Annotated in this window: 10 protein-coding genes and 8 pseudogenes; 12 read left to right on the forward strand and 6 right to left on the reverse strand. The window is 62.7% G+C overall.

What is annotated here, in order from left to right:
* Positions 1–34 precede the first annotated feature (34 nt).
* Positions 35–1,771, reverse strand: coding sequence for an IlvD/Edd family dehydratase (locus tag AB4O25_RS02450; protein ID WP_460150416.1), 1,737 nt, complete (start codon positions 1,769–1,771; stop codon positions 35–37).
* Positions 1,772–1,962: 191 nt separating this feature from the next.
* Between AB4O25_RS02450 and AB4O25_RS02455 the strand changes: the two genes are divergently transcribed.
* The 7 genes and pseudogenes from AB4O25_RS02455 (at position 1,963) to araH (ending at position 10,268) form a co-directional block, all read left to right on the forward strand.
* Positions 1,963–3,285 carry an MFS transporter gene (locus AB4O25_RS02455; RefSeq protein ID WP_017528384.1) on the forward strand — a complete coding sequence of 441 codons (1,323 nt, stop codon included), beginning with the start codon at positions 1,963–1,965 and terminating at the stop codon, positions 3,283–3,285.
* A 16-nt stretch (positions 3,286–3,301) separates the two neighbouring features.
* Positions 3,302–4,294 (forward strand): AraD1 family protein, encoded by a 993-nt coding sequence (gene araD1, locus AB4O25_RS02460; RefSeq protein ID WP_116079630.1) that lies wholly within the window; start codon positions 3,302–3,304, stop codon positions 4,292–4,294.
* Between the two features lie 11 nt (positions 4,295–4,305).
* Positions 4,306–5,886 carry an aldehyde dehydrogenase (NADP(+)) gene (locus tag AB4O25_RS02465; RefSeq protein ID WP_217856367.1) on the forward strand — a complete coding sequence of 527 codons (1,581 nt, stop codon included), beginning with the start codon at positions 4,306–4,308 and terminating at the stop codon, positions 5,884–5,886.
* A gap of 16 nt (positions 5,887–5,902) precedes the next feature.
* The gene (locus tag AB4O25_RS02470; RefSeq protein WP_217856369.1) at positions 5,903–6,766 is read left to right on the forward strand and encodes an SMP-30/gluconolactonase/LRE family protein; all 864 of its coding nucleotides are present in this window, start codon (positions 5,903–5,905) and stop codon (positions 6,764–6,766) included.
* 39 nt (positions 6,767–6,805) lie between these two features.
* Complete coding sequence (locus tag AB4O25_RS02475) at positions 6,806–7,792, forward strand: substrate-binding domain-containing protein (RefSeq protein WP_003173354.1); 987 nt, start codon at positions 6,806–6,808, stop codon at positions 7,790–7,792.
* Positions 7,789–9,290, forward strand: a pseudogene (gene araG, locus AB4O25_RS02480) (L-arabinose ABC transporter ATP-binding protein AraG). Before AB4O25_RS02475 ends, araG begins: the two are co-directional and overlap by 4 nt.
* Before the next feature lie 9 nt (positions 9,291–9,299).
* Positions 9,300–10,268: an L-arabinose ABC transporter permease AraH gene (gene araH, locus AB4O25_RS02485; protein ID WP_017530734.1), complete on the forward strand. Its 969-nt coding sequence runs from the start codon at positions 9,300–9,302 to the stop codon at positions 10,266–10,268.
* 54 nt (positions 10,269–10,322) lie between these two features.
* On the opposite strand, the gene AB4O25_RS02490 is transcribed toward araH, so the two are convergent.
* Positions 10,323–11,471, reverse strand: coding sequence for an aldose epimerase family protein (locus AB4O25_RS02490; RefSeq protein WP_460150418.1), 1,149 nt, complete (start codon positions 11,469–11,471; stop codon positions 10,323–10,325).
* A gap of 136 nt (positions 11,472–11,607) precedes the next feature.
* Here AB4O25_RS02490 and AB4O25_RS02495 point away from each other — a divergent pair, with 136 nt between their 5' ends.
* Positions 11,608–12,375: an SDR family NAD(P)-dependent oxidoreductase gene (locus AB4O25_RS02495; RefSeq protein ID WP_460150419.1), complete on the forward strand. Its 768-nt coding sequence runs from the start codon at positions 11,608–11,610 to the stop codon at positions 12,373–12,375.
* A gap of 120 nt (positions 12,376–12,495) precedes the next feature.
* A pseudogene (yghU, locus tag AB4O25_RS02500) lies at positions 12,496–13,326 on the forward strand (glutathione-dependent disulfide-bond oxidoreductase); the annotation flags it as partial.
* 65 nt (positions 13,327–13,391) lie between these two features.
* On the opposite strand, the pseudogene AB4O25_RS02505 reads toward yghU, so the two are convergent.
* From AB4O25_RS02505 to AB4O25_RS02515, 3 pseudogenes are all read right to left on the reverse strand, one after another.
* Positions 13,392–14,313, reverse strand: a pseudogene (locus tag AB4O25_RS02505) (sugar ABC transporter substrate-binding protein).
* A gap of 23 nt (positions 14,314–14,336) precedes the next feature.
* Positions 14,337–15,079: pseudogene (locus AB4O25_RS02510) on the reverse strand (TIM barrel protein).
* 29 nt (positions 15,080–15,108) lie between these two features.
* Positions 15,109–16,111, reverse strand: a pseudogene (locus AB4O25_RS02515) (Gfo/Idh/MocA family oxidoreductase).
* Between the two features lie 183 nt (positions 16,112–16,294).
* Here AB4O25_RS02515 and AB4O25_RS02520 point away from each other — a divergent pair.
* Positions 16,295–18,256: pseudogene (locus tag AB4O25_RS02520) on the forward strand (sigma-54 interaction domain-containing protein).
* A 24-nt stretch (positions 18,257–18,280) separates the two neighbouring features.
* Here AB4O25_RS02520 and AB4O25_RS02525 read toward each other — a convergent pair.
* Positions 18,281–18,841, reverse strand: a complete 561-nt coding sequence (locus tag AB4O25_RS02525) for a TetR/AcrR family transcriptional regulator (protein WP_460150421.1) — start codon at positions 18,839–18,841, stop codon at positions 18,281–18,283.
* Positions 18,842–18,967: 126 nt separating this feature from the next.
* On the opposite strand from AB4O25_RS02525, the pseudogene AB4O25_RS02530 reads away from it, so the two are divergent.
* Positions 18,968–19,615: pseudogene (locus AB4O25_RS02530) on the forward strand (DJ-1/PfpI family protein).
* A 14-nt stretch (positions 19,616–19,629) separates the two neighbouring features.
* Positions 19,630–20,151 (forward strand): annotated as a pseudogene (locus tag AB4O25_RS02535) (DUF2867 domain-containing protein); the annotation flags it as partial.
* Positions 20,152–20,284: the final 133 nt, after the last annotated feature.

Raw genomic sequence — 20,284 nt, forward strand, 5'->3', positions numbered from 1 at the left:
TCTGGCTTAAATTCGCGGCATCATAGCATCCCAATTAGTGGGAATGACGCGGGACTTCAGCCCCACGGCACCCTACCAGGAAGTCAAAGTCGCAGCCCTGGTCGGCCTGCAGCACATGGTCGATGTACAGCTGGCGGTAGCCGCCGACGATCAGGTTCTGCGGTGGCGCCAGGTCAGCCATGCGCGCCGCCAGCTCTGCGTCGGGGATGTCCAGGTGCAAGCGGCCATTGGCGCAGTCCAGCTCGATCCAGTCGCCTTCCTTGACCGTGGCCAACGGCCCACCCGCGGCGGCTTCCGGTGCCACGTGCAACACCACGGTGCCGTATGCCGTGCCGCTCATGCGTGCATCGGAGATGCGCACCATATCGGTCACGCCCTGGGCCAGCAGCTTGGCCGGCAGGCCCATGTTGCCGACTTCAGCCATGCCCGGGTAACCCTTGGGCCCGCAGTTTTTCATGACCAGGATCGAGTTGGCGTCCACGTCCAGCTCCGGGTCGTTGATGCGTGCCTTGTACATGTCGAAGTTCTCGAACACCACCGCGCGGCCACGATGCTGCATCAGCTCAGGGCTGGCCGCCGACGGCTTGAGCACTGCACCCAGTGGGGCCAGGTTGCCGCGCAGCACACAAATGCCGCCGTCGGCGCGAATCGGGTTGTCGAGGGTGCGGATCACTTCGTCCTGGCCGTAGATCGGCGAGTCCTTGGTGTTCTCGCCCAGGGTCTTGCCGTTGACGGTCAAGGCGTTCGGGTGCGGGATCAGGTTGGCTTCGCCGAGGCGGCGCAGCACGGCGGGCAGGCCGCCGGCGTAGTAGAACTCTTCCATCAGGAAACGCCCCGACGGCTGCAGGTCGACGATGGTGGGCATGCCGCGGCCGATGCGGGTCCAATCGTCCAGGTCCAATTCCACGCCGATGCGCCCGGCGATGGCTTTCAAATGGATCACCGCGTTGGTCGAACCGCCGATGGCGGCGTTCACGCGAATCGCGTTTTCAAACGCTTCTTTAGTCAGGATCTCCGACAGCTTCAAGTCTTCGCGCACCATCTCCACCGCGCGCATGCCGGACATGTGCGCCAACACATAACGCCGCGCATCCACCGCCGGGATCGCCGCGTTGTGCGGCAACGAGGTGCCGAGCGCCTCGGCCATGCAGGCCATGGTCGACGCGGTGCCCATGGTGTTGCAGGTGCCCGCCGAGCGCGACATGCCGCCCTCTGCCGCAAGGAAATCATCCAGGGTAATGGTGCCGGCCTTCACTTGTTCGCTGAGCTGCCACACCACGGTGCCCGAGCCGATGTCCTGGCCCTTGTGCTTGCCATTGAGCATCGGCCCGCCGGTGACCACAATCGCCGGCACGTCGCAACTGGCGGCGCCCATCAGCAGGGCCGGGGTGGTCTTGTCGCAGCCGGTCAGCAGTACCACGCCATCGATCGGGTTGCCGCGAATGGCCTCTTCCACATCCATGCTCGCCAGGTTACGCGTCAGCATGGCGGTGGGGCGCAGGTTGGATTCGCCGTTGGAGAACACCGGGAATTCCACCGGAAAACCGCCGGCCTCGATCACGCCGCGTTTGACGTGCTCGGCAATCTGGCGGAAATGCGCGTTGCACGGGGTCAGCTCCGACCACGTGTTGCAGATGCCGATGATCGGCTTGCCATGGAACTGGTGATCGGCAATGCCCTGGTTCTTCATCCAGCTGCGGTACATGAAGCCGTTCTTGTCGGCGGTACCAAACCACTGGGCGGAGCGTAGGCCGGGCTTTTTATCAGACATGATCGATTCTCTTATTGTATGACTATATGTTCTCTCTGCGGCTAAACATAAGCGCAAATTCTTCCATTTGGAAGAGTTGTTTCGCAAATAGTACTACTATATAGTCGATCTCAACTGAGGCACGACCCTGGCGGATTTCCGCGAGAGGCGTTCCCGATTCCTATAAGAACAACAATCGGAGATCGACCCCCATGAGCGAGGAATTGCGGCTTATCCGGCGCATCACGCTGAAACTGATTCCCTTCCTGATCCTGCTGTACTTGATTGCCTACGTGGACCGTTCCGCCGTGGGCTTCGCCAAGTTGCACATGGGTGCCGACGTCGGCATCGGGGACGCGGCCTACGGCCTGGGCGCGGGGTTGTTCTTCATTGGTTATTTCCTGTTCGAGATCCCCAGCAACCTGATGCTCGACCGCTTCGGCGCGCGGCGCTGGTTCGCGCGCATCATGATCACCTGGGGCGCCATTACCATCGGCATGGCCTTTGTGCAGGGGCCGCACAGCTTCTATGTGATGCGCTTTTTGCTCGGCGCGGCTGAAGCCGGGTTCTTTCCGGGCGTGCTGTACTACATCACCCAATGGTTCCCGGTGCGCCATCGCGGCAAAATCCTGGGGCTGTTTATTCTCTCCCAGCCGATCGCGATGATGATCACCGGCCCCGTCTCGGGCGGCCTGCTGGGCATGGACGGCATCTTCGGCCTGCACGGCTGGCAGTGGCTGTTCATCGTGATCGGTACGCCGGCGATCCTGCTGACCTGGCCGGTGCTGCGTTACCTGCCGGACGGCCCGAAACAAGTCAAGTGGATGAACGACGCCGAAAAGGCCTGGTTGACTGGTGAGCTGAACAAAGACCTGCAAGCCTACGGCCAGACCCGCCACGGCAACCCGTTGCATGCGCTCAAAGACAAGCGCGTGCTGTTGCTGGCGCTGTTTTACCTGCCGGTGACCCTGAGCATCTACGGCCTGGGCCTGTGGTTGCCGACCCTGATCAAGCAGTTCGGCGGCAGCGACCTCACCACCGGTTTCATCTCCGCCGTGCCGTACATCTTCGGCATCATTGGCCTGCTGATCATCCCGCGCAGTTCCGACCGTTTGAACGACCGCTACGGCCACCTCGCCGTGCTCTATGTGCTGGGCGCCATCGGGCTGTTCTGCAGCGCCTGGCTGAGCGCGCCGGTGCTGCAAATGGCGGCGCTGTGCCTGGCGGCGTTCGCGCTGTTTTCCTGCACGGCGGTGTTCTGGACCTTGCCGGGGCGTTTCTTCGCCGGCGCCAGTGCGGCGGCGGGCATTGCGTTGATCAACTCGGTGGGCAACCTCGGCGGTTATATCGGTCCGTTCGTGATCGGCGCGCTCAAGGAATACACCGGCAATCTGGCCTCGGGCCTGTACTTTCTGTCGACGGTGATGGTGTTCGGGCTGGTGCTGACCGGCGTGGTCTATCGCGTGCTTGAGCGCAAGCATGTACTGCCGGCCGACCAATTCGCCGCCAGCGCCCGTGGCGCCACACGTACTTAATTTTTGGAGAACCTTCATGCGTTTAGTGCAGTTCGAACTCAATAATGGCCAGCGTCGTGTCGGCGTCGTAGACGGCAGCCAATTGCGCGAAGTGCTGGGTGCGCAAAGCGTGCGTGAACTGGCGCTGGCCGCCATCGAAGCGGGCATCAAGCTGCAACAGCAGGTCGAAAGCCTCGGGTTGGGCGCCAGCCATGACTACGCAGCCTTGCTGGCCGAGCAGAAAATTCTGCCGCCGCTGGACCATCCGGACCCCGCTCATATGCTGATCAGCGGCACCGGCCTCACCCATCTGGGCAGTGCCTCGGCGCGGGACAAGATGCACCAGCAGGCCGGCGACGACAGCGCCATGACCGACACCATGCGCATCTTCAAATGGGGCGTGGAGGGTGGCAAACCCGCCGCCGGCCAGGCCGGTGTGCAACCGGAGTGGTTCTACAAGGGCGACGGCAGCATCGTCGTGCGTCCCGGCCAAGCGTTCCCGGTGCCGCCATTTGCCGAAGACGCCGGTGAAGAGCCGGAGATCGGCGGCCTCTATGTGATCGGTCACGACGCCAAGCCCTATCGCCTGGGCTTTGCGGTGGGCAACGAGTTTTCCGACCACGTGATGGAGCGCAAGAACTACTTGTACCTGGCTCATTCCAAACTGCGCAGTTGCAGCTATGGTCCGGAACTGCGCGTGGGCGAACTGCCGTCGCACCTGGCCGGCACCAGCCGTATCCTGCGCAACGGCGAGGAAATCTGGCGGAACGAATTCCTCAGCGGCGAGGCCAATATGTGCCACAGCCTGGAAAATCTCGAATACCACCACTTCAAATACAGCCAGTTCCTCAAGCCGGGCGATGTGCACATCCACTTTTTCGGCACCGCCACGCTGTCATTTGCCGACGGTATACGTACCCAGCCGGGCGACGTGTTCGAGATCAGCCAGGCCGAGTTCGGCGCGCCGCTGGTCAACAGTGTCGGCAGCGTTGATGCGGCATTCGAACCCGGCAACGTCATCACCCTTTAAAGGAGACCACCATGACCCAGTTCCTCGGCCACAATTTCATCGGCGGCCAGCGCAGCGCCAACGGTAGCGTCAAGCTGCAAAGCGTCGATGCCACCACGGGCCAAGCCTTGCCCCAGGATTTCTACCAGGCCACCGCGCAGGAAGTCGACGCCGCCGCCCAGGCCGCCGCGCAGGCTTACCCGGCCTATCGCGCCCTGAGTGCCGCGCGCCGCGCGCAGTTCCTGGACGCCATCGCCGATGAGCTGGATGCGCTGAGCGACAATTTTGTCGAGCTGGTGTGCCGCGAGACCGCACTGCCGGCTGCGCGTATCAAAGGCGAGCGCGGGCGCACCAGCGGCCAGATGCGTTTGTTTGCCACGGTGCTGCGTCGCGGTGATTTCTACGGTGCGCGTATCGACAGGGCGCTGCCGGATCGTCAGCCACTGCCGCGCCCGGACCTGCGCCAATACCGCATCGGCCTCGGCCCGGTCGCCGTGTTCGGGGCCAGCAACTTCCCCCTGGCGTTTTCCACCGCCGGCGGCGACACCGCCGCTGCGCTGGCGGCCGGTTGCCCGGTGGTCTTCAAGGCGCACAGCGGCCATATGGCCACGGCGGAACAGGTCGCCAATGCGATCATCCGCGCGGCAGAAGCCACCGAGATGCCGGCCGGCGTGTTCAATATGATCTTCGGTGGCGGCGTCGGTGAGGCGCTGGTCAAGCACCCGGCGATCCAGGCAGTGGGCTTTACCGGTTCGCTCAAAGGCGGTCGTGCCCTGTGCGATATGGCGGCGGCACGCCCGCAGCCGATCCCGGTGTTTGCCGAGATGTCGAGCATCAACCCGGTGATCGTGTTGCCCCAGGCCCTGCACGCCCGCGCCGAAACCGTCGCCCGCGACCTGACCGCTTCGGTGGTGCAAGGCTGCGGTCAGTTCTGCACTAACCCAGGCCTGGTGATCGGCATCGCCTCGCCGGCATTCACCGCGTTCACCCAACAGGTGGCGCAACTGATTGGCGCGCAACCGGCGCAGACCATGCTCAACGCCGGCACCTTGAGCAGCTACGGCAAGGGCCTGGCAAAACTGCTGGCGCACCCTGGCATCCAGCACCTGGCGGGCAATGCCCAGTCCGGCAACCAGGCGCAGCCACAACTGTTCAAAGCCGATGTCAGCTTGCTGATCAACGGCGATGAGGCTCTGCAGGAAGAAGTGTTCGGCCCCACCACGGTGTTTGTCGAAGTGGCCGACCAGGCTCAACTGAGCGCCGCCTTGCACGGCCTGCACGGTCAGCTCACCGCGACGGTCATCGGCGAGCCGGCGGACTTTCAACAGTTCGCCGAACTCACGCCGCTGCTGGAGCAGAAAGTCGGGCGCATCCTGCTCAACGGCTACCCGACCGGCGTCGAAGTGTGCGATTCGATGGTGCATGGCGGCCCGTACCCGGCGACGTCCGATGCCCGTGGCACCTCGGTCGGCACCTTGGCCATCGACCGGTTCCTGCGTCCGGTGTGCTTCCAGAATTACCCTGATAGCCTGCTGCCCGACGCGTTGAAAAACGCCAACCCGCTGCGTATCCAGCGCCTGGTGGACGGCACGCCATCGCGCGAGTCGCTGTAAGGAACCCGGAGGTTTCATGTTGTGGAATGCGGTCACTGCACACCGTGCACAGTTGGGCGAAGGGCCGTTCTGGGACGTGCCGACCCAGGCGCTGTATTGGGTCAATATCGCCGGTAAACAAGCGCTGCGCCTGATGGGCGGGCAATTGCGCATCTGGCAGTTGCCCGAGCATGTCTCGGCGTTTATCCCGTGTGAACGCGGCGATGCACTGGTGACCCTGAGCAGCGGCGTCTATCGGCTGGACCTGGCGACCGAAGCCTTGACCCTGCTCTGCGTGGCCGACCCGCAACCGGGCAACCGTGGCAATGAAGCACGCTGCGATGCCCAGGGGCGCCTGTGGCTGGGCACCATGCAGAACAACATTGGCGAGGAGGGTGAAGACCTGCCGATTACCCGGCGCTCCGGCGGCCTGTTCCGTATCGATGCCGATGCGCGGGTCACGCCGTTGCTGCAAGGCCTGGGCATTCCCAACACCTTGCTGTGGAACGAGGAGGGCAGCCAGGTGCATTTCGGTGACAGCCTGGACGGCACGCTCTATCAGTATTCGATCCACGCCGATGGCCAGCTCGCACCGCCACGGGTGTGGTTTGGGCCGCACACGCGCGGCGGCCCGGATGGCTCGGCCATGGACGCCGAGGGCTTTATCTGGAACGCCCGCTGGGATGGCAGTTGCCTGCTGCGCCTGACGCCTGCGGGCGAGGTGGATCGCATCATCGAACTGCCGGTCAGCCGCCCCACCAGTTGCGTGTTCGGTGGGCCCAACCTCACCACCCTGTTTATCACCAGCGCGGCCAGCCCCTTGGCTCACCCCTTGGACGGTGCCGTGCTGGCCATTGATGTTGATGTACCCGGCAAGCCTTGCCATCGCTTTGCCGGTTAACTCCAAAAACTCGAAAAACAACAACAAGAGGTGTCGTTCATGAAAAAGGCTCTACGCGTCCTTGCTGCCGCCGTTGCTTTAAGCAGCCTCAGCAGCCTCGCATCCGCTGAAGAAGTGAAGATCGGTTTCCTGGTCAAGCAGGCCGAGGAGCCGTGGTTCCAGACCGAATGGGCCTTTGCCGAAAAAGCCGCTCAGGACAAGGGGTTCAAACTCATCAAAATCGCCGTGCCCGATGGCGAAAAAACCCTCTCGGCCATCGACAGCCTGGCCGCCAACGGCGCCAAGGGCTTTGTGATCTGCCCGCCGGACGTGTCCCTGGGCCCGGCCATCGTGGCCAAGGCCAAGCTCAACGACATGAAAGTCATGGCGGTGGACGACCGTTTCGTCGATGCCAAGGGTAATTTCATGGAAGACGTGCCGTACCTGGGCATGGCCGCTTTCGAAGTGGGCCAGAAACAGGGCGCCGCGATGGCCGCCGAAGCGAAAAAACGCGGGTGGGACTGGAAGGAGACCTATGCCGTGGTCAACACCTTCAATGAACTCGACACTGGCAAGAAGCGCACCGACGGCTCGATCAAATCCCTGGAAGAGGCCGGTATTCCCAAGGACCACATCCTCACCGCCCCGCTGAAAACCCTCGACGTTCCCGGCAGCATGGACGCCACCAACTCGGCCCTGGTCAAACTGCCCCGTGGCGCGAAAAACCTGATCATCGGCGGCATGAACGACAACACCGTGCTCGGTGGCGTGCGCGCCACTGAAAGCGCCGGTTTTGCCGCCGCCAACGTGATCGGCATCGGTATCAACGGCACCGACGCCATCGGCGAACTGAAGAAAGCCAACAGCGGCTTCTTCGGCTCGATGCTGCCCAGCCCGCACATCGAAGGCTACAAAACCGCCGAGATGATGTACGAGTGGGTGACCAAAGGCACCGAGCCGCCTAAGTACACCGCCATGGACGAAGTGACCCTGATCACCCGCGAGAACTTCAAGGAAGAACTGACCAAAATCGGGCTGTGGAAATGACTGCTGCGGCCCTGCGGTTTGACGGCATCGGCAAAACCTTTCCCGGCGTCAAGGCGCTGGACGGCATCTGTTTCACCGCCCACCCAGGGCAGGTGCACGCCTTGATGGGCGAAAACGGCGCCGGCAAGTCGACGCTGCTGAAGATATTGGGCGGTGCCTATATCCCCAGCAGCGGCACGCTGCAGATCGGCGAGCAGACCATGGCCTTCAAGTGCGCCGCCGACAGCATCGCCAGCGGCGTGGCGGTGATCCACCAGGAGTTGCACCTGGTGCCGGAAATGAGCGTGGCCGAGAACCTGTTCCTGGGGCATTTGCCGACGCGTTTCGGCGTGGTCAACCGGGGCCTGCTGCGCAAGCAGGCCCTGGCCTGCTCAAGGGCCTGGCCGATGAAATCGACCCGGACGAGAAGCTCGGGCGCTTGTCCCTGGGCCAGCGCCAATTGGTGGAAATCGCCAAGGCGCTGTCCCGTGGCGCCCATGTGATCGCCTTCGACGAACCCACCAGCAGCCTCTCGGCGCGCGAGATCGACCGTTTGATGGCGATCATCACGCGCCTGCGCGACGAGGGCAAAGTGGTGCTGTATGTGTCGCACCGCATGGAAGAAGTCTTCCGCATCTGCAACGCGGTGACGGTGTTCAAGGACGGCCGTTACGTGCGCACCTTCGATGACATGAGCACGCTGACCCACGACCAGTTGGTGACCTGCATGGTCGGTCGCGACATTCAGGACATCTACGATTACCGCCCGCGCGAGCATGGCGAGGTAGCGCTCAAGGTCGACGGCTTGCTCGGCCCTGGCCTGCGTGAGCCGGTGAGTTTCGCGGTGCGCAAAGGCGAGATCCTTGGCCTGTTCGGGCTGGTGGGGGCAGGGCGCACCGAGCTGTTCCGCCTGCTCAGCGGCCTGGAACGCGCGAGTGCCGGCAGCCTGCAACTCTGTGGCGAGCCGTTGCAGTTGCGCTCGCCCCGCGACGCCATTGCCGCCGGTGTCTTGCTGTGCCCGGAAGACCGTAAAAAGGAAGGCATCATTCCGCTGTCGAGCGTGGCCGAGAACATCAACATCAGCGCGCGGGGCGCCCATTCCACCTTCGGCTGGCTGCTGCGCGACGGTTGGGAGAAGGGCAACGCCGAGCATCAAATCAAGGCCATGAAGGTCAAGACCCCGAACGCCGCGCAGAAAATCATGTACCTCTCCGGCGGCAACCAGCAGAAGGCCATTCTCGGCCGCTGGCTGTCGATGCCGATGAAAGTGCTGCTGCTCGATGAACCGACGCGGGGCATCGATATCGGCGCCAAGGCCGAGATCTACCAGATCATTCACAACCTCGCAGCCCAAGGCATCGCGGTGATCGTGGTGTCCAGCGACCTGATGGAAGTCATGGGCATTTCCGACCGCATCCTGGTGCTGTGCGAAGGCGCCATGCGCGGCGAACAACTGCGCGCGCACGCCACTGAATCCAACCTGCTGCAGCTGGCCTTGCCGCGCCGCGTGACGAACTGAGAGAAGACCATGACCACTCAAAACAACGCGTTGCCAACCGCACGCAAACCCCTGGATATGCGCGCGCTGCTCGACAACTGGGCGATGCTGCTGGCGGCGGTGGGCATTTTTGTGCTGTGCGCCTTGCTGATCGATAACTTCCTTTCGCCGCTGAACATGCGCGGGCTGGGCCTGGCGGTGTCCACCGTGGGCATCGCGGCGTGCACCATGCTGTTTTGCCTGGCATCGGGGCATTTCGACTTGTCGGTGGGCTCGGTGATCGCCTGCGCCGGCGTGGTCGCGGCCATTGTCATGCGCGATACCGACAGCGTCATGCTCGGCATCGGCGCGGCGCTGGGGATGGGCCTGATCGTCGGGTTGATCAACGGCATCGTCATTGCCAAGCTGCGGGTCAATGCGCTGATCACCACCCTGGCGACCATGCAGATCGTGCGCGGCCTGGCTTACATTTTTGCCGACGGCAAGGCAGTGGGCGTGTCCCAGGACCAGTTCTTCATCTTCGGCAACGGCCAGTTGTTCGGCGTGCCGGTGCCGATCCTGATCACCATCCTGTGCTTCCTGTTCTTCGGTTGGCTGCTCAACTACACGACCTACGGGCGCAACACCATGGCCATCGGCGGCAACCCGGAAGCAGCATTGCTGGCGGGGGTCAACGTTGATCGCACCAAGATCCTGATCTTTGCCGTGCACGGTCTGATCGGCGCGCTGGCCGGGGTGATCCTCGCGTCGCGCATGACCTCGGGCCAGCCGATGATCGGCCAGGGCTTCGAGCTGACGGTGATCTCGGCGTGCGTGCTGGGCGGTGTGTCGTTGAGCGGCGGGGTCGGCATGATCCGCCATGTGATTGCCGGGGTACTGATCCTGGCGATCATCGAGAACGCGATGAACCTGAAGAACATCGACACGTTCTATCAGTACGTGATCCGTGGTTCGATCCTGTTGCTGGCGGTGGTCATCGACCGTATGAAACAACGCTGATCAAAAGCCCTGTGAGGGCAAAGGTGGGAGGGAGCAAGCCCCCCTCCCACAGTTTTACTCGGCGCTGAACTTGAAGACGGTGTTCTGGGTGTAGGTCTGCCCTGGGTTCAAGCGAGTTGATGCAAAGCTCGGCTGGTTAGGCGCATCCGGATAGTGCTGGGTCTCCAGCGTAAACCCACTCCAGTGCAGGTAAGTCTTGCCTGCTTTGCCCTTCACCGAACCATCGAGGAAGTTGCTGGTATAGAACTGCACCCCCGGCTCACTGGTGTAGAGCTGCAAGCGCCGGCCAGACTCCGGGTCATGCACTTCGGCGGCCAGCTTTTTCACGTCGCCCTTGGTGTCCAGCGCCCAGTTGAAGTCAAACCCGCCTTGCTTCGGTTCGGCGAATTTGAGCTGCGGATGATCGTCCTTGATGTGCTGGCCGATCGGCGTGGGCTTGAGGAAATCCATCGGCGTGCCCTTGACGGGGGCGAGTTCGCCGGTAGGAATCAGCGTCGCATTGACCGGCGTGTAGTGACTGGCATGCAAGGTGGCAACCTGTTTGAGGATGTCGCCATTGCCCGCGCCGGCCAGGTTGAAGTAGCTGTGGTTGGTCAGGTTGAGCACCGTGGGTTTGTCGGTGGTGGCCTTGTAGTCGATGTGCAGTTCGTTCTTGTCGTTGAGGCTGTAGGTGACCTCGGTTTTCAGGTTGCCGGGGAAGCCCATCTCACCGTCCTTGGACAGGTAGGTGAGGGTGACCCCAACCGAGTCCTTGCCCTTGACCGGCTCGGCTTTCCATACATGCTTGTCGAAGCCCTGCGCGCCGCCATGCAATGCGTTGGGGCCGTCGTTGAGCGGCACCTGGAAGCGTTTGCCGTCGAGCTCAAAGGCGCCGCCAGCCAGGCGATTGCCGAAGCGCCCGATGGTCGCGCCGAAAAACGCCGTACCGGCCTGGTAGCCCTGTACGTCGTCGAAGCCGAGTACCACATCGTCGACCTTGCCGTGTTTGTCCGGCACCTTCAGCGACTGCAGTACGCCGCCGTAGGTGATGACGGTGGCTTGCATGCCATGGCTGTTGCGCAAGATGTACTGTTCGACGGGCGTGCCGTCGTTGGTTTTACCGAAAGGCTTGTGCTCGCTGCTGAGCCCTGCCGCCTGGGCGCTGCCGCTGGCGATCAGCATGGACATGGCAAGGCCCGAGAGCAGGTATCGAGGGTGCTTCATGGTCGAACTTCCTTTTGTTGTTTTGAGTGGAATAGTTCTACTAATAGCGATATTTTGTCGGTGTGACAGCGAATTTATAGCCTTAAACGCCGATTTCGTAAAATAAAATAAGACTAATTGATCGAGGCACCGTTATATGAGTACTGCACAGGCTGTTTATCCCGACCTTGAAGGCAAGACCGTACTGATCTCCGGGGGCGCCTCGGGTATCGGTGAATTCATGGTGCGCGCCTTTGCCGCGCAAGGCGCCAAGGTGGCCTTTGTGGACCGCGCACAGAGCCAGGGCGAACGCCTGGCGGCGCTCTTGAGTTCACAGGGGCGTACGGTGGAATTCGTATGCTGCGACATCACCGACGAAATTGGCTTTCGGGCGGCAATCACGCGGTTTGAGCAGTCGCTGGGGCCGATCACGGTGTTGGTCAACAACGCGGCGAACGACGTGCGCCATACCTTGGAAGACGTTGACTCGCAGATGTTCGACCAGCTGATTGCGGTCAACCTCAAGCACGCATTTTTTGCCGCCAAGGCGGTGGTGCCCATGATGAAAGGCGCCGGCGGCGGCTCGATCATCAACCTGGGTTCGGTCGGCTGGATGATGGCCTCCGCCGGTTACCCGGTGTACGCCGCCAGCAAGGCCGCCGCGCACGGCATGACCCGCGGCCTGGCACGGGAGCTGGGGCCTCACCATATCCGCGTCAATACGCTGGTGCCCGGTTGGGTGATGACCGAAAAACAACTGGCCATGTGGGTAGATGATGCGGCCAAGGAGCTGATCGCCCGCAGCCAGTGCACGCCCGGCGGTGTCATGCCGGAACATATCGCCAATATGGCGTTGTTTCTGGCCTCGGATGCCTCGGCGATGTGTTCGGCGCAGAATTTTATCGTCGACGGCGGCTGGGTGTAGCGCGCGACTTTCCAGACCCTGCAACCGAGTGTGGGAGCGGTGCTGATTCAGCGGGCTCCCGCACGGCGAGTCTTTGGTTTAGTCTGGAGCGCTTCGTTGATCGCCTCAGGAGCAGTGAGCATGACCGAGTACGTACCTCCCGCCGTCTGGACGTGGGACACCGAAAGCGGCGGCACCTTCGCCAGCATCAACCGGCCCATCGCCGGCGCCACCCACGACAAGGCGCTGCCGGTGGGCAAGCACCCGTTGCAACTTTATTCCCTGGCCACGCCCAATGGGCAGAAGGTCACCATCCTCCTCGAAGAACTGCTCGCCCTGGGCCACGCGGGCGCTGAATACGACGCCTGGCTGATCAAGATCGGCGACGGCGACCAGTTCGGCAGTGGCTTCGTGGCGGTCAACCCCCAACTCGAAGATCCCCGCCTTGATGGATCACGGCGGCGCCACGCCGATTCGCGTGTTTGAGTCCGGCGCGATCCTGCAATACCTGGCCGAGAAATTCGGCGCGTTCTCTCCAAGGAACCGGCCGCACGTGCGGAGTGTTTGTCGTGGCTGTTCTGGCAGATGGGTAGCGCGCCGTACCTGGGCGGTGGTTTCGGGCATTTCTACGCCTATGCGCCGAGCAAGATGGAGTACCCGATCAACCGTTTTGCCATGGAGACCAAGCGCCAGTTGGATGTGCTGGACAAGCGTCTGGCAGTCAGCGAATACATCGCCGGTGACGAATACACCATCGCCGACATCGCCATCTGGCCTTGGTACGGTGGCTTGGTCAAAGGCCGCTTGTATGGCGCGGCGGAATTTTTATCGGTGCATGAGTACGCACATGTGCAGCGCTGGGCGGATGCGATTGACGCGCGACCGGCGGTGCAGCGGGGGCGCCGGGTTAACCGGGTGTCGGGCGAGCTTTCAGAGCAGTTGGCCGAGCGGCATGACGCGAGTGATCTGGACCGACTGAGATTCGGCGTGGAGGGGGCTTGCCCCCCCTCCCGACATTTGGAGCGGTGTATACCCGTTTATTTGTAGCGTTGCTCGAACACCGCCACCTGTTCGGGCTTGATCAGCTCGAACGGTACCCAAACTTCGGCTTCGATCGGTTCACCCTTGATCATCCTAATCGCCGACGCCACCGCTTGGGTGGCCTGGGCCTTGGGATCCTGGAATACCGACGCCGCCAGCATCCCGCGTTTGACCGCCGCCAGACCATCGGGCAGGCCATCGATACCGACAATCGCCACTTCGCCCTTGGCCCTGCCGGATACGCTGCAAGGCCATGGCCGCGCCAATGGCCATTTCGTCGTTGTTGGCAATGATTGCATCGAACTGCGCCCCCGCCAGCAGCCAGTTGCTGGTCAGGTCCATGCCTTTGCTGCGTTGCCATTCGGCGCTTTGCTGCTCCACTACTTTGATCCCCGGAAAGTCCTTGAGCACCTGTTTGGCGCCTTCGGTGCGGTCGTGGGTGGCGTTCTGCGCAAGGTCGCCCATGATGATCGCCACTGCCCTTGCCGCCAAGCTGGCGAGGTAGCGCATCTGCAACTGCCCGGCCTCGATGTCATTGGAGGCCACGGTGACCACGCCCTTGGGCAGCGTGCGTTCATCCGGATGGCGGTTGACGTACACCAGCGGCGTCTTGGCGGCGACTGCGGCGCGAGTCATGTTGGCGGTGGCGGAGGTGTCCACCGGCAGCACGATCACCGCGTCGACCTTCTGGTTGAGAAAACCCTCGACCTGGTTGAGTTGGCGCACCACGTCGCCCTGGGCATCTTCGAACTGGATCTGTACATCCTGCTGCTTGGCGGCGGCTTCCAGGCCGGTGCGCACGTAAGTCATGAAGTTATCGTCGACCTTGGCGATGCTGACGCCGATGCGATAACCGGCGAAGGTCCATTGGCTGAACAGCAGTAACAGAGTGGCAACGAGCAATGAATAGCGAGGCATGGGGGGGGGTGTTCCTTTTGTTGTTATAGGGTGAACGCTTGGCGGAAACGCGCCAGGGCCAGTTCGCTGTCGCCACTGGCCCAGCCTTCCAGGCCGACCACGCCGTTGTAGCCGATGCGATGCAAGGCCCTGGCGATGGTCGGGTAATGGATTTCGCCGGTACCGGGTTCTTGCGCCCCGGTACATCGGCCACCTGGATTTCACCAATGGCATGGCCCGCGCGCTGGATCAGTTCGATGAGGTTTCCTCGCCGATCTGCGCGTGGTACAGGTCCAGGTTCATTTTCAGGTGCGGGCTGCCCACGGCTTCGATCAACGCCAGGGTGTCGTCGGCGCGGGCGAACGGGGTGCCGGGGTGGTCGACCGCGGTGTTGAGGTTTTCCAGCAGGAATACGCGGCCGGCGTCTTCCCCCAGTCGCGCGATTTTCTCCAGGGTCTTGCAGGCGCTCAACCACATGCGTCCGGTGGTCGTGGCCGGAGGGCTGCACCGGCAGGCCGTCGTCGCAGGCCGGTGCCGTGCAGGTTGAGGCTGGGGCAGTTGAGCCGCTCGGCAACGCTGAAGGATTCGCGGGCGCTGTCGAGCAAGCGGCGGATGCCGTCGGGGTCGGTGAGGGTGCCGCTGATATAGCCGGTCATCGAGGGGAAATCGGCGCCAGTGGCGGCGAGGGCGTTGATGTCCTTGTCGGTCCAGCCCCAGATTTCGGCGCAAAAACCCAGCGTGCGAATGCGTTGACGCGTTCGACGAAGGGCCGGTCGAGAAATACCATCTCGGCACTGATCGCCAGCTTGAACGGGATCACAGGGTCACCGCCTGACCTTGCTCATAGGACTCGATGCAGGCGCGCGCAATCGCCAGCGCCGCTCGCGCATCTCGCCGCTGGCCAAGGGCTGAGGCGCTGCGCAGGCAATCGACAAAGTGGTTGAGCCTCGGCGACGTAGGCGTCGCGCAGCAGGTCGGTGTCCAGGCGCTGAGTGTCGGCCTGGATGCCCGGTGCCAGGTAGCGCACCAGGTCGGACTCCTGCACGCCGCCCATGGTGAGCATGCCGGCGCTGCCGAACACTTCACCACGCACATCGTAGCCATACACGGCCTGGAAATTCGCCTCGGCGGTGGCAATCGCACCGTTGTCGAAGCGGATCGTGACCACGGCGGTGTCGAGCAAGCCTTTGCTTTGTAGTCCGGGGCGATCAGCGCGTCGGCCATCACGTGGACCTGCACCGCCTCGGCGCCGGGGTTGAGGTGACGCGCAGGGTGTCAAAGTCGTGGATCAGGGTTTCCAGGAAGATCACCCATTGTGGCGACGCGGCCGGGTTGTTCAGCGCCGGGTCGCGGGTGAGCGAACGCAGCAATTGCGGTGACCGATACGCCCGGCCAGCACATCTTGGTGGGCCGTACGGAAGCTCCTTGGCGAAGCGCCGGTTGAAGCCGACCTGCAACGGAACGCGGGCATCGGCGGCGGGCGGCGATGGCGCGGTCGGCTTCATCGAGGGTGATGGCCAGTGGGTTTTTCGCAGAAGATCCCTTGCCGGCGCGGGCGGCGCTGATCACCAGCTCGGCATGGCTGCGGGCAGGGCGGCGATGATGACGCCGTCGATGTCCGGGTCGTCGATCAACTGTTGTGGGTCGGTGTAGACCTTGTCCACGCCCAGCTCAGCGGCCAAGCGCGCGCTCTGACCGGGGTGGGGTCGGCGATCGTTGTCAGGCGGGCACCGGCAATATGCCGCGCCGCAGTCAGGCCGTGGAAGCTGCCCATGCGACCGGCACCGATCAGGCCCAGGCGGATGTTCTGTATACTCATGTGGTATCCCTTCTTATTGTTGACCTCGGACGATCCTGATGGGCAAAGAGGAGGAGCAAAGGCCGTGCCAATTGATAACGCATTGATTTTAGCTAGTGTTTTTAAAATCGATTAAACAAAATATGTTCATTTTGATGACATGCCTATACTGACATGTCAAAAACATGAACATGGACGCATCGGATGAGCCTGGCCTTCAGCGTACAAGACCTCGATTACCTCACGACCCTGGGGCCGGCCACGCGAACGACGGCCCGGTTGCCGCGCTGGAGCAGGCGTGGCGTGATTGCCAGCAGGGCCGCAGCGAACGCCCGGCCGACGTGCGCCAAGTGACCTGGGAATCCTGGCGACGCAGTGTCGAGGCCGCTATCGACCCCGCCGACAGCCAGTACCGCTTTGTTGCGCCGCAAACCTTGGCCGCCACCCTGGCCCGCCACCGCGTACTGATCGCCGCCGCCGCCAGGTCATGCATGGCTTGCTGGCCTACAACCCGCGCGGGCACATCAACCTCACCGATGCAGACGGCACCACCTTGTATTTCCTGTGGGCTGGATATCACGCCGGTGGCAGCCGCTTGCTGGAGTCGGTACAAGGCACCAACTGCACCGGGCCGGCCCTGGCCGAAGACCGTCTGGTGTATATGCTGGCCGAAGAAAACTTCGCCGTCGGCCTGCGCCAGCGCCGCATGCACTGCGCCGCCGCGCCGATCGAAGCGCCCAGGGCCAGACCCCGGCCATGCTTACCCCTCACCGCCGAACCCGGCTGGTTCCACTTCCACACCCTGGGCACCGTGCAGACGGCGGCCGATGCTGTCTCTCGGCAGATGGCCCTGCAAGCCTTGCTCGAAGAACAGCAAGCCATGCTCGAAGTGCTCAATGAAGGCCTCGTGGTGCTGGATGAGCGCGGCTGCATCAAGGCGCTCAACCGCTATGCCCGTCAGTTGTTCGGGGTGGGGCTGGAGCTGATTGGCAGTCCTTCCAGCGACTGGGGCGCAGTGAGTTGAGCGATCCGCTGAGTGAGCCCGTGCGCGACCTGGATTGCACCTTCCAACTGCACGACCGCAGCCAACCTCGCGTGCCTGGTCTCGGTGTGCCCGCTGGAGCAGGGCGGGGTGATTGTGTCGCTGCGCGAAAACCGGCGCATCCGTGAAATCACCCGGCGTATCGTCGGCACCCAGGCGCGCTATACGTTCGACACCATCCAGGGCACCTCGCGAGCGATCCAGGATGCGTTGCACCTGGCGCGCATCGCCAGCCGCAGTGATTCCACTACGCTGATCCTGGGAGAAAGCGGCACCGGCAAGGAACTCTTCGCCCAGGCCATTCATAACGCCAGCGAGCGTTGCAACGGCCCGTTCGTGGCGGTCAACTGCGGCGCGATTCCACGAGACCTGGTGCAGAGTGAATTGTTCGGCCATGTCGAGGGCGCCTTCACCGGCTCGGCCCGTGGCGGCTCAGCGGGCAAATTCGAGCTGGGCCGATGGCGGTACGATTTTTCTCGATGAAATTGGCGACATGTCCTTCGACGCCCAAGTGAGCCTGCTGCGCGTATTGCAAGAGGGCGAGATTGCGCGGGTCGGGGCCAAAAGCGCACGCCCAGTGGATGTGCGCATCATCGCTGCCACCCACCGCAACCTCAGCCAAGCAGTGGCGCAGGGCGCATTCCGCGAAGACCTCTATTACCGTCTCAACGTACTGAACCTGACCGTGCCACCCTGCGCATGCGCCGCGATGACATCCCACTGCTGGCGCGGCACTTTCTGCACACGCTGCACGCGCTCGCTGCGTAAGTCTGTGCAGGGCTTTTCACCGCAGGCGCTGGCCTTGCTTTCGGCGCATGCTTGGCCGGGCAATGTGCGCGAACTGGAAAACGCCATCGAACGGGCGACCAACCTGGCCGTGAGCGAGCTGATCCAGCCCGGCGATTTGCCGTTGGACGCCAGGCCCCGCCCACTGGCCCGAGCGTACGAACCTCAACCCGCCCAAGACCTGGAGCAGCCACGAAATGCACGCCATCGTCGCCACGCTGAAAAACACCGGCGGCAATATCCGCCTGGCCGCTCAACAGCTGAACGTGTCGCGGGGTGGGCTGTATAACAAGATGAATCGGTTTGGGCTGAGTGCCGGGGATTTTCGGGGCGTGTGACGTGTTCCGGCCCGCTCTTTTAGCTCATGGCCTGGCCCGCCATGGCGCAAGCGCTCCGTCGACAAGTGAAAAGGCTCGATGCAGGAAACTGTTGAAGCGGGCCGCGTCATGCCGCAGCCCGGCCTGTTGACCACCAATCAGGCACAGATGGGCCACTTGCCCCATCACTTCTGCACTGCCTGGCAGAGGGATCAGGCGGCGGCACGTCCGTATCGCAAAGTCCAGTCGTCGCGTGTCAACACGCTGCTGAAACTCGCCAACCAACGGGTCGTGCAGCGCCCAGGCGCGGATGGAAACTTCCCGCGCAGGCTGTTTCCGCGCGGCAATGTTCAAGTAAGCGTTGCAGGTTTCGCCCGCGCTACGGCCCTGCGCCGCATAAGCGAGCATGCGCTCTGTGTAATCTTCTTCCCAGGCGGTCAGCAAGGCGCGCACAAAGTCTTCGCGATTGCGGAAATGGTGATAGAACGATCCGCGCGTCACATTCAGTCGGCGCGATAGGCTCTCGGCCGAAACGCCGCTATGCCCTGTTTGGTCGAGCGCCTCAAAACCCGCCGCGATCCAATGCTGACGCGTTAGTGTTTTCACCCGTTATTTCCCTCCCTGTTTAGCGCCATACAGGCTGTGTATGGTGCGCAACCGATTGATACGCTGCGAACACCAGCAAACACGGCCTTCGCGTTTTGCACGCCAGCAAGTTTCATGGAGTTCGCCTTGAAGAAAATCGTTCTGGTTGCATTCGACCGATTCACTGATATCGATCTGTTTCTGATGTGGGACATTCTGAGGCCGCAACACGCAGGACTGGCACGTCCGAATAGTGGGGGCCAGCGCTGCGTGCGGGTCGGCGCATGGCCTGCCTGTTTCGGTGCACGTTCCGCTCAGCGAGGCCAACAGTGCCGACGCGGTATTGTTCGCCAGTGGCAAGGAGGGCATACTCGCTGCACTTGCCGCCCCAGACTTCCCTGCCGTCGTGTTGAACTTGACGCCGGACGCCAGCGAATCGGTTCCCTATGCGCCGGCGCTTTCATTCTGGAACGGCTTGGTTGCTCGGCGGCCAGGCGAACGACACACCCGGATGCGCGATCAGCTTGCAGGCCCTGGGGCTTGAACTCATGGACCAGCCGCTTGTGTGCCAGGGCAACGTTGCGACCGCGGGCGGATGCCTGTCGGCGCTTTATCTGGTGGGATGGTTGGTTGAATCCTGGTTCGATGCCGACAAGCGCCGTGCGACGTTGCTGCCCGGTTCTGCCCACTGGGCGGCAAGCGCTCTATGATGCTTTGATCGGGCTCAGTATCCGACAAGGAGCAGTAGGCGCCTCTCAACAACAAACGCGCCATGGTACGTCATCCAATTGGTAGCCAGGACTCAGGAGATACCCCAATGCCCCAAGACGTTCAAGCTCATCAGGTCGGTGCCGGTGCCCTCGAGGTCCAGCATTACCCAGCTTTACACGCCGGTGAACCTGGCGGACGCTTTTGCAATCCGCTCTCCCGGCGGGCACATCCGGCAACCCGGATTTGCTGGCTCGATTCATCCTTTTCAACCAGCCCTCCTGGATCGGATGGCTCATGAACGTGCGAGACACTGTCGTTGTGGGTTTTGGTCTCAAGACAGCCAGGCATCTGGCATCACTGGCTGATCGGGTTGGCCCCTTCAAGGTCTACAGCACCAACCAGACCGAAATCGTGTTGGGAGAGGACGACACGCACCTCGACTTCCGGATATCGGTCCTGTGTTGCGCAGAGGCAGAGGCGCAAGGCAGTCGCCAACTGGTTTTTTCAACCGTGGTCCAGTGCCACAACCGCCTGGGCGCGCCTACCTCTTCGTTATCGCCCCCTTTCACCGCTTGGTCGTCAAGGCCAGCCTTCGCCGTGCCGCGCGCATTGGTTGGCCTCCTGGCGGGCTGAACCGATATGTCGCGGCTGCCGCAGACAATGTGGGAGGGAGCAAGCCCCCTCCCACATTTGAACTGAGTTTAGGTCGAGGGCTTCATGCACTCGATGGAGCGGTCCGCCGGGAGTACCTTC

The organism is Pseudomonas sp. S3_A03 (assembly GCF_054668275.1).